Origin of the sequence: Pseudomonas sp. LLC-1 (assembly GCF_002992185.1) — a bacterium.
In the GTDB taxonomy this organism is placed as follows: Bacteria; Pseudomonadota; Gammaproteobacteria; order Pseudomonadales; family Pseudomonadaceae; genus Aquipseudomonas; species Aquipseudomonas monteilii.
On record NZ_LUVY01000015.1, the window covers coordinates 144,410 to 158,222 of the forward strand.

The following is a 13,813-nucleotide window of genomic DNA, read 5'->3' on the forward strand; positions in this document are numbered from 1 at the left end:
CGTTTCGCAGCTTGAGGCCCATCCTGGTGAATGGCCTTTGGCTGCGAAGGGGTGCTGTCAGATCTGCATCGCCATGCCGTCCACATTCATCGCTGCCTGGCGCAATGCCTCGGAGCGGGTAGGGTGGGGGTGGCAGGTGAGGGCGATATCTTCTGCCGAGGCCGAGAACTCCATGGCCACGCAGAACTCACCGATCATCTCGCTGACGCTTGGGCCCACCAGGTGCACACCCAGTACTTCATCGGTTTGGGCATCGGCGATGACTTTGGCGAAGCCTTCGGTCTCGTGGTTGATCTTGGCGCGGCTGTTGGCGGTGAAGGGGAACTTGCCGACCTTGTAGGCACGCCCTTCGGCTTTGAGCTGCTCTTCGGTCTTGCCCACTGTCGCCAGTTCCGGCTTGGTATAGATCACGCCAGGGATGAGGTTATAGTTCACCTCGTGGGGCTTGCCGGCGATACGTTCGATACAGGCCACGGCTTCATCTTCGGCCTTGTGTGCGAGCATCGGGCCGGAAGTGACGTCGCCGATTACCCAGATACCCGGCACTGAGGTGAGGTGATGCTGGTTTTCGAGCATGCCGCGCTTGTCGGTTTCCAGGCCTACGCTTTCCAGGTTCAGCCCTTTGGTATAAGGGCGGCGGCCGATAGCCACCAGCACATAGTCGGCCTGCAATGATTCTGCCGTGCCACCGGCGGCAGGTTCCAGCATCAGGCTCACGCCGTCGGCACTGGCGGTGGCCTGGGTCACTTTGCTGCCCAGCTTGAACACCATGCCTTGCTTGGCCAGTGCTTTCTGCAGGGTCTTGGCGGTTTCCGTGTCGGTGCCCGGGCAAATACGGTCGAGGTACTCGATGACCGTGACCTGGCTTCCCAGGCGGCGCCAGACCGAACCCAGCTCAAGGCCGATCACACCGGCACCGATCACGACCAGGTGCTTGGGCACTTGCGGCAGGGACAGCGCACCGGTCGAGTCGATGATGCGCTGGTTGTCGATGGTCACGCCCGGCAGCGGGGTGGGTTCGGAGCCGGTGGCAATGACAATGTCCTTGGCCTGCAGCACAGTTTCGCTGCCGTCTTCGGCCTTGACCACAACCTTGCCAACGCCATCCAGGCGGCCCCAGCCCTTGATCCAGTCCACCTTGTTTTTGCGGAACAGGTACTCAATGCCTTTGGTCAGCCCGGTTACGCTCTCGTCCTTCTGTTTCATCATCTGGGCGAGGTTGAGGGTGGGTTTCACTTCGATACCGAGGTGGGCGAACTCGTCGCCACTGGCGGCCTCATACAGTTCGGAAGCGTGCAGCAACGCCTTGGACGGCATGCAGCCCACGTTCAGGCAGGTACCGCCCAAGGTCGAGCGGCCTTCCACACAGGCAACGGTCAGGCCCAGCTGGCCGGCGCGGATGGCTGCGTTGTAGCCACCAGGGCCACCGCCGATGATCACCACGTCATAGGATTTCATGGGTTCAACTCCAGGATGAAGAAGCGCGAGAGGGGCACAAGGTTAAGCTGAGACGTTAAAATTGTATACAATCCTCTGTGTGGATAAGATCAGTTGGTTCTAGACCATGGTCTCGTATAGAGGAAACCTCCCACGAATGAACTACTCTGATCCGGCGACGTTCGAAATATCAGGCGTCGTGGCCATATACGGACAGGAGGGTCGTTCATGCTTGCGCAACTTCCACCGGCACTGCAGAGCTTGCATCTGCCGCTGCGGCTGAAACTGTGGGACGGAAACCAGTTCGATCTGGGGCCTAGCCCGCAGGTCACGATCCTGGTCAAGGAGCCTCAGCTTATTGGCCAGTTGACCCACCCAAGCATGGAACAGCTGGGCACAGCATTCGTTGAAGGCAAGCTGGAACTGGAAGGCGATATCGGTGAAGCCATTCGTGTGTGCGATGAGCTGAGCGAAGCGCTGTTCACGGACGAGGATGAACAGCTGCCGCAACGCCGGTCTCATGACAAGCACACCGACGCCGAAGCCATCTCTTACCACTACGACGTATCCAACGCCTTCTACCAGTTGTGGCTGGATCAGGATATGGCCTATTCCTGTGCCTACTTCCGTGAACCGGACAACACGCTCGACCAGGCGCAGCAGGATAAATTCGATCACTTGTGCCGCAAGCTGCGGCTGAATGCCGGTGACTACCTGCTAGACGTCGGGTGTGGTTGGGGTGGGCTTGCGCGTTTTGCAGCACGCGAATATGACGCCAAGGTGTTCGGTATCACCCTGAGCAAGGAGCAGCTCAAGCTCGGCCGGCAGCGTGTCAAAGCCGAGGGCTTGGCCGACAAAGTGGAGCTGCAGATTCTCGATTATCGCGATTTGCCCCAAGATGGTCGCTTCGACAAAGTGGTCAGCGTGGGCATGTTCGAGCATGTCGGGCATGCCAACCTGGCGCTGTATTGCCAGAAACTGTTCGGTGCTGTCAGGGAAGGCGGGCTGGTGATGAACCACGGCATCACCGCCAAACACGTCGATGGCCGTCCGGTGGGGCGGGGTGCAGGTGAGTTCATCGACCGTTATGTGTTCCCTCACGGTGAGCTCCCTCATTTGTCGATGATCAGCGCCAGTATCTGTGAAGCGGGGCTGGAGGTCGTAGACGTGGAAAGCCTGCGTCTGCACTACGCCAAGACCTTGCACCACTGGAGCGAAAACCTGGAGAACCAGTTGCACAAAGCCGCGGCGCTGGTGCCGGAAAAAACCCTGCGTATCTGGCGCCTCTACCTTGCAGGCTGTGCCTATGCGTTTGAGAAAGGCTGGATCAACCTGCACCAGATTTTGGCAGTGAAGCCTTATGCGGATGGCCACCACGACTTGCCATGGACGCGTGAGGACATGTATCGCTGAACCCCATGGCCGCCTCTGCAAGGGAGGCGGCCTTTCTCACAGAATGGGTGAAATCAGCCGCGCAATCCGCATCCCCAATTGCTGTAGCCGATGTGTATCGCGGCTGTCCTCCGCAGTAATCTCCCGCGCCTGTTCAAAGTCATTGATCAGCATGTGTTCGACCTGGTCGGCGAAGCTGCGGTCGACCGTCAGGAGGGTGATCTCGAAGTTCAGCCTGAACGAACGGTTGTCCAGGTTGGCACTGCCGATCGCGCTGACCTCATCATCTACCAGCACCACCTTCTGATGCAGGAAGCCCGGTTGGTAGCGGAACATGCGCACACCCGCGCGCACGGCTTCGAAGGCGAACAGGCTGGAGGCTGCATAGACGATGCGGTGGTCTGGCCGTGACGGGATCAGTACCCGCACATCGACGCCCCGTAGTACCGCCAGGCGCAGTGCAGCAAAGACCGCTTCGTCCGGGATGAAGTAAGGGCTGGTGATCCATACCCGCCGGGTAGCGGAATGGATCGCCTCGAGGAAGAACAACGAGCAGGTTTCCTGCGGGTCGGCGGGGCCGCTGGCCAACGCCTGGCACAGCACGCCGTTATCGGGGTAGGCATCCGGCAGAATCAGCGGCGGTAGCTGGCGCGTGGCCCAATACCAATCCTCGGCGAACGATTCCTGCAAGCAGGCCAGCACCGGCCCGCTGATCTGCACATGGGTGTCGCGCCAGGGCGACAGCTGAGGATGCTCTCCGAGGTATTCGTCCCCCACGTTGTGGCCGCCGATAAAACCGAGCAGGCCATCCACCACCACAATCTTGCGATGGTTACGGAAGTTCACCTGGAAGCGGTTGAACCAGCCCCGGCGGGTGGCGAAGGCATGAATCTGCACACCGCCGTCGCGCAGTTGCTGGCTGTAGCTGGCCGGCAAGGCATGGCTTCCGACGCGGTCATACAGTACGAACACCTGCACCCCCTCGGCGGCCTTGCGCAACAGCAGTTGCTGCAGTGCCTTGCCGAGGGTGTCGTCATGAATGATGAAGAACTGCACCAGCACCACATCGCGTGCCTTTTCGATAGCCGCGAAGATGGCATCGAATGTGGCTTTGCCATTGACCAGTAGCTTCACCTGGTTGTTCGCAAGGCAAGGCATGCGCCCCAGCTTGGGCATTGCGCGCAAGGCTGCGTAGCTTTCCGACTCGCGGGCGGTGAGGGCTTCTTCCACCCAAGGCCGCCAGTTGAGGTTGGCCATGGCCACGTGCATTTCCTGGTTGGCCTGGCGCCGGGCCTTGATGTAGGCATAGAACGAGCGGGCGCCGAAGATCAGGTAGGGGATCAAGGTGAGGTAAGGGATGAAGAACAGGGGCATGGCCCAGGCAATTGCGCCTTGGGCGGTGCGTACAGTGAACAGTGCGTGGAGCGCGGCGACGATACCCAACAGGTGGATAAGGCCGAGTAGGTAACCAAAAAAGTAGGGGCTGTGGTAATCCATATGCATCCTGCTTGCCGAGTACACTAGGGGTAACAGAACACGTTCCCGGCCCGCCTTGCAACCCGCAGGTGGATTTGGCGTCTAAGGCTCAGCCCGGCCCGCTTGGCCGGCTTTTCTCAGGAGCGTTCATCCATGAAGATTCGTCTGCCACTGTTGGCGTTGGCCCTAGGTATGAGCAGCCCGCTGGTGCATGCCCAGATGCTGCAACCCGGTTTGTGGGAGCTGACCACCAGCAACATGCAGGTCGATGGCAAGCCGTTACCTGACATGGCGTTCATGCTCGGCCAGCTGAAAAACCTGCCGCCCGAGCAGCGTGCCATGATGGAAGGTGTGTTGGCCAAACAGGGGGTGACCGTTGGAGGAAATGGCGTGCGTTCGTGCCTGACGCCAGAGCAGGTGGCAACCAATGACATCCCGCTGCAAGACCCGAAATCCGGCTGCACTCAGAAGATCACCGACCGTACCGGTAATGTGTGGAAGTTCCAGTTCAGCTGCCCGAAGGCTCAGGGCAGTGGCCAGGCTACTTTCCTCAGTGATCGTGAATTCACCACCCAGGTCAGTGGTACGTTCAACGCTTCAGGTGTGCAGCAGCAAGGCAGCATGAACACCCGTGCGGTGTGGTTAGGCAATGACTGCGGCGCGGTTAAACCGCGCAGCTGATATCCCATTGCCACTGGCTGGTGGCAACCGCGTCGTGGGCATGCAGGCTTTCTGCATGTTCCACACGCAGCTTGAAAGCGGTACTCCATTCAACTTGCCGTAGTGCCTTATGCAGGCGTCGGGCGGCATCCTCACAGAACATCAAGTTTTGCCCGTTGGCCAAGGCGAAGGCTTGTTCGTCTGCGCGCTTCACTGCTGTCTGCACTGCTGTACCCAAGCTCGCCTCTATACGATCGATCAGTTCGGTAATTGGCAGCACCTGCTGATTGCTGTGCAGGCGCACCTGAATCTGAGCATTGCTTCGCTGGCTATGGGGTGTAGCCACAATTCCTTCGGCACTGCCAAGCCATTGCAGAACGGCAGATTGATCAACCTGCTGCTCGCTGAAGTTCGCCTGAAACTGCTGTTGAATCAGCTGCCTTGCAAGCGCTGCCGAGCATGGGCAGGTCGAGGAGTAAGGCACGGAAACCGATAGTTCCACGTGGAACATTTCATTTTCAATGCGTGCATTGACGGTTACGGCATAGCTTTTCCAACCTGCCAAGGGGCTGACCAAGGCAGGTCTTTTCAGCAGATGCTCGAAGCTGATTCGCAAGTAGGCAGCGGAAGACAGGCCGTCATGGCTGGATAAAAAATCTGCCAGGAGCTGCCTCATTGCCAGCGGTGTGAGTGGCTGGTGTTCCAATGACTCCAGTGCGAGGTAAAGCCGCGACATGTGGATGCCGCGTGAACTACCATCCACCAGGCTTACCCCTGCATCGACTTTGGCAGCTGCAGTGCGCCCTTCGAACTGCACAGGCAGGGCAATTCCGCACATGCCAACCCAGCTCAACGGCAAGGTGTACTTCTGGGTTTGTGCGGCGATGTCGGGGAGCTTGAGCTGGGTCATTTGGCTTTCCAGATAAAAAGAGGCATCAACGGCAACCGCCGATCAAGCTGCAATGTAGGCTGAAGCGCTGCCCGCTGGAGCTGGATACGCGGTTCAAGGTGGTCCAGCCAACGCGGCGGCTGTAGCCCACCCAGGCCTCACCATCGCTGGCCAGGCCGGTGAAAAAGGTCAACGTGCCGTAGCGGCTGTTGGTTTGTGCCCATAGTCGCCGGGTGCCGTGGTCGTACCCGCGCAGGTAGAACGTACTGCCGTCGGTGCGCACGCTGTAGTAACTACCTTTGCTGTCCTGGCAGGCGAGCAGTGTGGCGCTTCGCGTACAAAGCGCCAGCGTACTGGCTTGTGGCATGGCCAACAGCACGTTGGGCACAGCGAGCAGCAGCAACGCCATGGCGCGTGACAGATACATGTTTTATCCCCGGTAAGCACTCGTCCGTCGAGAACGGCTTGGCGAAATTGTATTGTTACTTTATAACATTGTGCAATGCATCGTTTCGAATGCGTCCGCCTGAAGAGGTTCGCCATGCCCAATCGTCTCCCCGTCACCGTGCTGTCCGGCTTTCTTGGCGCCGGCAAGAGCACTTTGCTCAACTATGTATTGCGTAACCGCGAGAACCTGCGGGTCGCGGTTATCGTCAACGACATGAGTGAAATCAACATTGATGCCAGCGAGGTGCAGCGCAATGTGAGCCTCAACCGCGCTGAAGAGAAACTGGTCGAAATGAGCAACGGCTGCATCTGCTGCACATTGCGTGAAGACTTGCTTGAGGAGGTGGCGCGGCTGGCTGAAGAAGGGCGTTTCGATTATTTGCTGATCGAGTCCACTGGTATCTCGGAGCCACTGCCGGTGGCAGAGACATTCACCTTTCGTGACGAGCAGGGCCGTAGCCTGTCCGACATGGCGCGCCTGGACACCATGGTTACGGTGGTCGATGGCTTGAACTTCTTGCGCGACTACCAGGCAGCAGACAGCCTGGCCAGCCGTGGCGAAACGTTGGGTGAAGAAGACGAGCGGTCGATCAGTGACCTGCTGATCGAACAGGTCGAGTTCGCCGATGTACTGTTGCTGAGCAAGATCGACTTGATCAGCCAGCATGAGCGTGAAGAGCTCATCGCCATTTTGCGCAGCCTCAATGCACGGGCGCAGATCGTGCCCATGGTCATGGGCCAGGTACCGCTGGCGCGTATCCTCGACACTGGCCTGTTCGATTTTGACCAGGCAGCCCAGGCGCCGGGCTGGCTGCAGGAGCTGCGCGGTGAGCATGTGCCGGAAACCGAAGAGTACGGTATCGCGGCCATGACCTGGCAGGCCCGACGTCCGCTCCATCCACAACGCTTTTTCGACTTTATCCACACGCACTGGAGCAATGGGCGGCTGTTGCGTTCCAAAGGTTTTTTCTGGCTGGCCAGCAAGTACCAGGAAGCCGGTAGCTGGTCGCAGGCGGGCGGAATGATGCGCCACGGTCTGGCTGGCCGCTGGTGGCGTTTCGTGCCGCGCGAGCAGTGGCCGCAGGATGTGGATAACACTAGCGCGATCTTGAAACACTGGACGGCTGAGACCGGTGATTGCCGCCAAGAGTTGGTGTTCATCGGGCAGAACATCGACTTCGAAAAATTATCCACAACCCTTGATGCCTGCCTGTTGACGGACCAGGAAATGGACTTGGGCCACATGGGCTGGCTGCGTTTGCCCGACCCGTTCGGCCCATGGCACGAGGAGGTGGCAGCATGAACTTGGCACACCGGCCTGTGGATATCTTTCAGGTATTCGGCGAAACCCCCCAAGTGCTGACTGAAGTACTGCAGGATGGTGTGAACCTGGCCGTTTGGCGCCGACGCTTGCCGGCACAGCTGGAAGACTTTGCTGACCTGTTGATAAGTCTGGGTCAGCCCTTGGCTGATCAAAGGGTAATCGATGTGGATGACCAGCAAACACCGGTATTGCCCGATCTGATGCGTGAAGCGGCAGATTTACACGGCTATGAGGCGTTCGTTGCTGATGTGACCTGGCTGGTGGCGGCTTACACCTGCCTGGTCGGCGCTCGACGGGTTGGTTTGCGTCTGCGGGTACTGGCTGGCCCGATGTGCCCGCGTTTCCATGTGGATAACGTGCCGTTGCGGTTGCTCACCACTTACGTAGGCCCAGGCAGCGAGTGGTTGCGAGAGCAGGAAAGCCCCCGTGGGGAGTTACACACAGCTCAAATTGCTGTGGATAACATTCAGCATCTGCACGCTGGCGAAGTGGCCCTACTCAAAGGTGAGAAGTGGCAAGGTAACGAAGGCGCAGGGCTGGTGCATCGTTCACCTTCGGGCCAGCAGGGGCGTCTGTTGCTCAGCCTTGACTGGCTTGCCTGACAGCGCATAGTGAGGCATCGCCACCGCTTGAAGCCATGCCATGCTGCAGAACATACCCACCCACGTGATTGCCGGCCCGCTGGGTGCCGGCAAAACCACCCTGATCCGTCATCTGCTGGCTCAGCGCCCAGCCCACGAGCGCTGGGCTGTTTTAATCAATGAGTTCGGCCTGGTAGGCCTGGATGCGGCCTTGCTCAGCCGTGACGAAGATGGCATCGCCATCGGGGAAGTCGCAGGCGGCTGCCTGTGCTGCGTCAATGGCATGCCGTTCCAGGTGGGCTTGGGTCGGTTACTGCGCAAATCCCGGCCTGATCGGCTGTTTATCGAGCCTTCCGGGCTGGGTCACCCATTGCAGTTGCTTGCTCAACTGCAACAGGCTCCTTGGGCCGGAGTGCTGACAATCAACCCCTTCGTGATGGTTGTGGATGCGCAGTCCATGGCACGTGACGAGCCGCTTCCAGAGGCTCAACAGCAGGCTTTCGATGTGGCTGAAAGGGTGGTTTTCAACAAATCTGAAGCTGTGGACGAAATGTGTAAGTTGTTGATAACTAATAAATTTAAAGACAAGAAAATCCTCTGGGCCGTGCAGGGGCAGGTGCCATTCTCAAGCCTTCCTGGCAGCCCTGAGCAGATTGTCGACAGCCAATTTGAGGAAAACCAGATTGTCGACAATCTTGAGAGTGGCCCAGGAATATTGTGGACAGACCCAAGTCAGCCTATCTGTCTTGCCCAGCAGGGGGAGGGAGGTTGGAGTATTGGCTGGCGCTGGCACCCGGGCCAACAGTTTTATCCACAGCGGTTACAGGCGTTCTTGCGCGCATGGCCCTGGCGTCGCGCCAAGGGTGTTATCCACAGCGTGGATGGCTGGCAATCATTCAATGGGCTGAGGGGAGACATGCCCGCCTGGCAGCCTAGCGACTGGCGCAGGGATACCCGTATCGAGCTGATTTTCGACCAGCCGCAATCGCAACCCACACTGCAAGCCGGGTTGAGCGATTGCCGCGTCAGTTGATCAGTTGCGCCAGCGGTTGTGCTCCTGGCGCCACTGCTGCATTTCGATGACGTTGTCGGTGCGCGGTGGTGTCTTGATTTCGAACGGATAGGGTGCGAGTTCGATCTGCACACTGTGGGCGCCGAACTGGGTCACCGTGCCGGGATGGCGCTGCTCGCCGGTAACGGTGAACTCGAAGGCGTAGATGCGCGCCAGGCGCTTGCGGCCGTTGGCATCGCGCACAAAGGCGATACGCTTGAGCGCGACAGCGTCGTCGAGCAATTCGAGGTCAAGCTTGGCGCAATGCTGTTTCACCCGCTCCAGGGCTTTTTCGCGCAACCCATGGTTGTGCCACAACCAGGCGCCTGCCGTGGCTACCAGCATCAGGACGAAGAGGTTCTCCAGGGTCAACATTTGCATATGCTCCAAACAGGTAGATCCAGCTTAACTGCGTCCCTGGCCTGTCGTACAGGTGGCAATCGAGTTCATACTGCGCTGCGCACAATCCTTGAAACAGCTTTGGAAACCTCCCGCATGAAACGTACCCCGCACCTGCTCGCCATTCAGTCCCATGTGGTGTTCGGCCACGCCGGCAACAGCGCCGCGGTATTTCCCATGCAGCGTATCGGGGTCAATGTCTGGCCGCTCAATACCGTGCAGTTCTCCAATCACACTCAGTATGGCCAGTGGGCCGGTGAAGTGCTTGCCCCGGCGCAAATTCCTGCGCTGGTGGAAGGCATTTCCAACATCGGCGAACTGGGTCACTGCGATGCGGTGCTTTCCGGCTACCTGGGCAGTGCCGAACAAGGGCGAGCGATACTGGCCGGTGTCGAGCGGATCAAGGCAGTAAATCCCAAAGCGTTGTACGTGTGCGACCCGGTCATGGGGCACCCGGAGAAGGGCTGCATCGTGCCGCCGGAAGTCAGCGAATTCCTGCTCGAGGAGGCGGCCGCCCGAGCGGATATCCTGTGCCCGAACCAGCTGGAGCTGGACAGCTTCTGTGGGCGCCGTGCGCAGTCGCTGGAAGATTGCGTGAATATGGCGCGCAGCCTGCTGCAGCGGGGGCCGCAGGTGGTGGTGGTCAAGCACCTGGCTTATCCCGGGCGTGCCGAGGACCAGTTCGAGATGCTGCTGGTGACTGCCGAGCACAGCTGGCTCCTGCGCCGCCCGCTGCTGGCGTTTCCACGGCAGCCGGTGGGGGTGGGCGACCTGACCTCGGGCTTGTTCCTGGCCCGCGTGCTGCTCGGCGACAGCTGGGTACAGGCATTCGAGTTCACCGCGGCGGCGGTGCATGAAGTGCTGCTGGAAACCCAGGCCTGCGCCAGCTACGAACTGCAACTGGTGCGGGCCCAGGACCGCATCGCCCACCCGCGGGTGCGCTTCGAGGCGCAATTGCTGGCGCTTTAAATGGCGTCGGTCTTCAGGTCCTGGTAGCGCTTTTCCAGCTCCTGGCGGATCTGCCGGCGCTGCTGGCCCTGCAGGAAGCGGCGTTTTTCTTCACTGCTCTGCGGCTGGCGCGGCGGCACCGCTACCGGGCGACGGTTGTCGTCGACCGCGACCATGGTAAAGAAGCAACTGTTGGAATGGCGCACCGAGCGCTCGCGGATGTTCTCGGTCACCACTTTGATGCCGACCTCCATCGACGTGTTGCCGGTGTAGTTGACCGACGCCAGGAAGGTCACCAGTTCACCCACGTGTACGGGTTCACGGAAGATTACCTGGTCGACCGACAGCGTCACCACATAGCTGCCGGCATAGCGGCTGGCGCACGCATAGGCCACTTCGTCGAGGTACTTGAGCAGGGTGCCGCCATGTACGTTGCCAGAAAAGTTGGCCATGTCCGGGGTCATCAGGACGGTCATGCTCAGCTGGGCGTTTCCAGGTTCCATAGTGTGCTCACGGTGAGGTTGCGCTGAATCGGGCGAATGGGGGGCGTTATCTGCTGACACTTCTGTTCCCCTCTTTTGAATTTGCCTTGCTGATACGGGACGTTGGCTGACGCCCCGCCGTCACGCTGATCATGCCATCAGCGGCGCTTTTCCAGCCGATCTGTTTCTGCATATTGCACCGGCTTTTTGCGGCGGGGTGCGATGTTAACCTGAGTACGCCCATGCAATATGGGCGTTCCTGCATTCAATACAGTATGTACTTGCTGCTCGCTCGGGTTTGCCTTGGCAGAGGAGCGGTCTGCCCAGGCATCCAGAAAAAGACGAGAAAAGGAGTATCACGCCATGCATGCCATCAGCTTCATCCAGGACCTGGCAGTCATCATGCTGGTCGCTGGCGTGGTCACCATTCTTTTTCATCGTCTCAAGCAGCCGGTGGTGCTGGGTTACATTGTCGCCGGCTTCATCATTGGCCCGCACACCCCGCCGTTCGGCCTGATCCATGATGAAGACACCATCAAGACCCTCGCCGAGCTGGGGGTGATCTTCCTGATGTTCTGCCTGGGCCTCGAGTTCAGCCTGCGCAAGCTGTTCAAGGTCGGCGCCACGGCGTTTATCGCGGCGTTCCTGGAAATCGTGCTGATGATCTGGATCGGCTTCGAAATCGGCCGCTGGTTCGGCTGGAGCACCATGGACTCGCTATTCCTTGGCGCCATCCTGGCTATTTCCTCGACCACCATCATCGTCAAGGCGCTCAACGACCTGAAGATGAAAAACGAGCGTTTCGCACAGCTGATTTTCGGTGTGCTGATTGTGGAAGACATCCTCGGTATCGGCATCATCGCCCTGCTGTCGGGCATCGCTGTCAGTGGCACGGTCAGTTCCGGTGAAGTGTTCTCCACCGTCGGCAAGCTGTCGCTGTTCATGATCGTTGCCTTGGTCATCGGCATCCTGCTGGTGCCACGGCTGCTGGCCTATGTGGCCAAGTTCGAAAGCAACGAGATGTTGCTGATTACCGTGCTGGGCCTGTGCTTTGGCTTCTGCCTGCTGGTGGTAAAGCTGGAATACAGCATGGTACTTGGCGCCTTCCTGATTGGCGCGATCATGGCTGAGTCGCGCCAGTTGCTGAAGATCGAACGCTTGATCGAGCCGGTACGCGACCTGTTCAGCGCCATCTTCTTCGTAGCGATTGGCCTGATGATCGACCCGCAGGTGCTGATCGACTACGCCTGGCCAATCGTGGTCATTACCTTGGCGGTGGTGTTGGGCAAGATGCTGTCCTGTGGCATGGGGGCGTTCATTGCCGGCAATGACGGGCGCACGTCATTGCGGGTGGGCATGGGGCTTTCGCAGATTGGCGAGTTCTCGTTCATCATCGCCGCGCTGGGCATGACCCTGCAGGTGACCAGCGATTTCCTGTACCCGGTAGCGGTCGCGGTATCGGCAATCACCACGCTGCTGACCCCGTACCTGATTCGCGCGGCCGACCCCTTGTCGCAGAAGCTGGGCAATGTGGTGCCTGGCCGTCTGGCGCGGGTACTTTCGTTGTATGGCGAGTGGTTACGCAACATCCAGCCGCAGGGCGAGGGCGCCATGCTGGCGGCGATGATTCGGCGCATCCTGTTGCAGGTGGGGGTGAATCTGGCACTGGTGATCGCAATTTTCTTCAGCGGTGGTTACTTCGCAGGACGTATTGGCAACTGGCTCAGCGAGTGGGTCAGCGATGCCAGCCAACAGAAGGCGCTTATCTGGGGGGCGGCGTTGTTGCTGTCGCTGCCCTTCCTGATCGCGGCCTATCGCAAGCTCAAGGCTCTGTCGATGCTGCTGGCAGAGATGGGCGTTAAACCGGAAATGGCCGGGCGGCATACCCAGCGGGTGCGGCGAGTGATCGCCGAGGTGATCCCGCTATTGTCGCTGTTGGTGATTTTCCTGCTGCTGTCGGCGCTTTCGGCAAGCATTCTGCCAACCAGCGAGTTGCTGCTGGTGATTGCCGTGGTGGCTGCGGTGGTGGTGGCCCTGCTGTGGCGCTGGTTCATTCGCGTGCACACGCGCATGCAGATTGCCTTGCTGGAGACACTGGAGAACAGCCGCGAGAATTCACATTGAGGGGGCTATGCTCCCTGCGCAAGATTTCACCGTCGTCCGAGGGGATGGAGCGGTAGCGATGTCGCCAGGCGCAGAAAGCCTGGCGATTTTAACTGCATTGATGGCGCTATGCCATTATTTTTCCTGTGCGGGTAGCATTCAAGCAACGGCTGGAATCAGCTCTCCAGCCAGACATCCCGCGCCCAGTGCCACACCGATTCCCAGCTGTCTTCGCCGACAATTTCGTCTTCCGCTTCCCACAACACCACGGTGCCGTCTTCTTCGACGCAGTAGTAGTTGTCGCCGTCCTGGCACAGCGGAATCAGGTCGCGCGGCACGCCGGCATCCCAAGCGTTGGCGGCGACGTCGGGCAGGTAGGTATGCGACTGTGGATCGGTGACAGTCACCGGTTCCAGCGAGCCATACACCACGTCACTGACGGTCAGTAGAAACTCTTTGAACACGAACGGAATGTTGATGAACAGCTCTTCTTCGATTTCGACCAACTGGTCCTCGTCGGGAAGCTCAAGGGGCACCGGTACTGGCTGGTTGGCTTCACGGAGTTGTTCGATCACTTCTTCCACGGTTCACTTCCTCTGACCTAGATGACAACGCTGCGCGTTA

At 59.4% G+C, this 13,813-nt stretch carries 14 protein-coding genes; 7 read left to right on the forward strand and 7 right to left on the reverse strand.

The window, feature by feature from the left end; genetic code table 11:
* Positions 1 to 57: 57 nt before the first annotated feature.
* The gene (gene lpdA, locus A0O30_RS15795; protein WP_105947123.1) at positions 58 to 1,458 is read right to left on the reverse strand and encodes a dihydrolipoyl dehydrogenase; all 1,401 of its coding nucleotides are present in this window, start codon (positions 1,456 to 1,458) and stop codon (positions 58 to 60) included.
* Positions 1,459 to 1,665: 207 nt separating this feature from the next.
* Between lpdA and cfaB the strand changes: the two genes are divergently transcribed.
* The gene (cfaB, locus tag A0O30_RS15800; protein WP_105947124.1) at positions 1,666 to 2,850 is read left to right on the forward strand and encodes a C17 cyclopropane fatty acid synthase CfaB; all 1,185 of its coding nucleotides are present in this window, start codon (positions 1,666 to 1,668) and stop codon (positions 2,848 to 2,850) included.
* A gap of 36 nt (positions 2,851 to 2,886) precedes the next feature.
* Here the strand turns inward: cfaB and cls are convergent, their stop codons facing one another.
* Positions 2,887 to 4,326 (reverse strand): cardiolipin synthase, encoded by a 1,440-nt coding sequence (gene cls / locus A0O30_RS15805; protein ID WP_105947125.1) that lies wholly within the window; start codon positions 4,324 to 4,326, stop codon positions 2,887 to 2,889.
* Between the two features lie 132 nt (positions 4,327 to 4,458).
* Between cls and A0O30_RS15810 the strand changes: the two genes are divergently transcribed.
* Positions 4,459 to 4,986 (forward strand): DUF3617 domain-containing protein, encoded by a 528-nt coding sequence (locus tag A0O30_RS15810; protein WP_016712761.1) that lies wholly within the window; start codon positions 4,459 to 4,461, stop codon positions 4,984 to 4,986.
* Here the strand turns inward: A0O30_RS15810 and folE2 are convergent.
* Together folE2 and A0O30_RS15820 are read right to left on the reverse strand one after the other, a co-directional pair.
* Positions 4,970 to 5,875: a GTP cyclohydrolase FolE2 gene (gene folE2, locus A0O30_RS15815; protein ID WP_105947126.1), complete on the reverse strand. Its 906-nt coding sequence runs from the start codon at positions 5,873 to 5,875 to the stop codon at positions 4,970 to 4,972. The genes A0O30_RS15810 and folE2 overlap by 17 nt on opposite strands.
* Before the next feature lie 25 nt (positions 5,876 to 5,900).
* A complete protein-coding gene (locus A0O30_RS15820) occupies positions 5,901 to 6,281 on the reverse strand; it encodes a glutamine synthetase (protein ID WP_105947127.1) in 381 nt (126 codons plus the stop codon).
* Between the two features lie 114 nt (positions 6,282 to 6,395).
* Between A0O30_RS15820 and zigA the strand changes: the two genes are divergently transcribed.
* The 3 genes from zigA to A0O30_RS15835 are packed head-to-tail and all read left to right on the forward strand — an operon-like array spanning position 6,396 to position 9,239.
* Positions 6,396 to 7,604, forward strand: coding sequence for a zinc metallochaperone GTPase ZigA (gene zigA / locus A0O30_RS15825; protein ID WP_105947128.1), 1,209 nt, complete (start codon positions 6,396 to 6,398; stop codon positions 7,602 to 7,604).
* A complete protein-coding gene (locus A0O30_RS15830) occupies positions 7,601 to 8,227 on the forward strand; it encodes a DUF1826 domain-containing protein (protein ID WP_105947129.1) in 627 nt (208 codons plus the stop codon). The genes zigA and A0O30_RS15830 overlap by 4 nt, the downstream gene beginning before the upstream one ends.
* Before the next feature lie 40 nt (positions 8,228 to 8,267).
* The gene (locus A0O30_RS15835; RefSeq protein WP_105947130.1) at positions 8,268 to 9,239 is read left to right on the forward strand and encodes a GTP-binding protein; all 972 of its coding nucleotides are present in this window, start codon (positions 8,268 to 8,270) and stop codon (positions 9,237 to 9,239) included.
* Here the strand turns inward: A0O30_RS15835 and A0O30_RS15840 are convergent, their stop codons facing one another.
* Complete coding sequence (locus A0O30_RS15840) at positions 9,240 to 9,632, reverse strand: DUF3301 domain-containing protein (RefSeq protein WP_016712755.1); 393 nt, start codon at positions 9,630 to 9,632, stop codon at positions 9,240 to 9,242.
* A gap of 120 nt (positions 9,633 to 9,752) precedes the next feature.
* Between A0O30_RS15840 and pdxY the strand changes: the two genes are divergently transcribed.
* On the forward strand, positions 9,753 to 10,625 hold the full coding sequence (pdxY, locus tag A0O30_RS15845) for a pyridoxal kinase PdxY (RefSeq protein WP_016712754.1): 873 nt from the start codon (positions 9,753 to 9,755) through the stop codon (positions 10,623 to 10,625).
* On the opposite strand, the gene A0O30_RS15850 is transcribed toward pdxY, so the two are convergent.
* Positions 10,622 to 11,107: an acyl-CoA thioesterase gene (locus A0O30_RS15850; protein WP_016712753.1), complete on the reverse strand. Its 486-nt coding sequence runs from the start codon at positions 11,105 to 11,107 to the stop codon at positions 10,622 to 10,624. The two genes, pdxY and A0O30_RS15850, sit on opposite strands and share 4 nt — an antisense overlap.
* A gap of 342 nt (positions 11,108 to 11,449) precedes the next feature.
* Here A0O30_RS15850 and A0O30_RS15855 point away from each other — a divergent pair, with 342 nt between their 5' ends.
* On the forward strand, positions 11,450 to 13,210 hold the full coding sequence (locus A0O30_RS15855) for a cation:proton antiporter (protein WP_016712752.1): 1,761 nt from the start codon (positions 11,450 to 11,452) through the stop codon (positions 13,208 to 13,210).
* Between the two features lie 155 nt (positions 13,211 to 13,365).
* Here A0O30_RS15855 and A0O30_RS15860 read toward each other — a convergent pair whose 3' ends face one another.
* Complete coding sequence (locus A0O30_RS15860) at positions 13,366 to 13,773, reverse strand: SMI1/KNR4 family protein (protein WP_019099164.1); 408 nt, start codon at positions 13,771 to 13,773, stop codon at positions 13,366 to 13,368.
* Between the last annotated feature and the right edge of the window lie 40 nt (positions 13,774 to 13,813).

Coding starts and splice junctions, on each gene's coding strand:
- lpdA (WP_105947123.1), bottom strand. CDS start 1,458: ATGAAATCCTATGACGTGGTGATCATCGGCGGTGGCCCTGGTGGCTAC.
- cfaB (WP_105947124.1), top strand. CDS start 1,666: ATGCTTGCGCAACTTCCACCGGCACTGCAGAGCTTGCATCTGCCGCTG.
- cls (WP_105947125.1), bottom strand. CDS start 4,326: ATGGATTACCACAGCCCCTACTTTTTTGGTTACCTACTCGGCCTTATC.
- A0O30_RS15810 (WP_016712761.1), top strand. CDS start 4,459: ATGAAGATTCGTCTGCCACTGTTGGCGTTGGCCCTAGGTATGAGCAGC.
- folE2 (WP_105947126.1), bottom strand. CDS start 5,875: ATGACCCAGCTCAAGCTCCCCGACATCGCCGCACAAACCCAGAAGTAC.
- A0O30_RS15820 (WP_105947127.1), bottom strand. CDS start 6,281: ATGTATCTGTCACGCGCCATGGCGTTGCTGCTGCTCGCTGTGCCCAAC.
- zigA (WP_105947128.1), top strand. CDS start 6,396: ATGCCCAATCGTCTCCCCGTCACCGTGCTGTCCGGCTTTCTTGGCGCC.
- A0O30_RS15830 (WP_105947129.1), top strand. CDS start 7,601: ATGAACTTGGCACACCGGCCTGTGGATATCTTTCAGGTATTCGGCGAA.
- A0O30_RS15835 (WP_105947130.1), top strand. CDS start 8,268: ATGCTGCAGAACATACCCACCCACGTGATTGCCGGCCCGCTGGGTGCC.
- A0O30_RS15840 (WP_016712755.1), bottom strand. CDS start 9,632: ATGTTGACCCTGGAGAACCTCTTCGTCCTGATGCTGGTAGCCACGGCA.
- pdxY (WP_016712754.1), top strand. CDS start 9,753: ATGAAACGTACCCCGCACCTGCTCGCCATTCAGTCCCATGTGGTGTTC.
- A0O30_RS15850 (WP_016712753.1), bottom strand. CDS start 11,107: ATGGAACCTGGAAACGCCCAGCTGAGCATGACCGTCCTGATGACCCCG.
- A0O30_RS15855 (WP_016712752.1), top strand. CDS start 11,450: ATGCATGCCATCAGCTTCATCCAGGACCTGGCAGTCATCATGCTGGTC.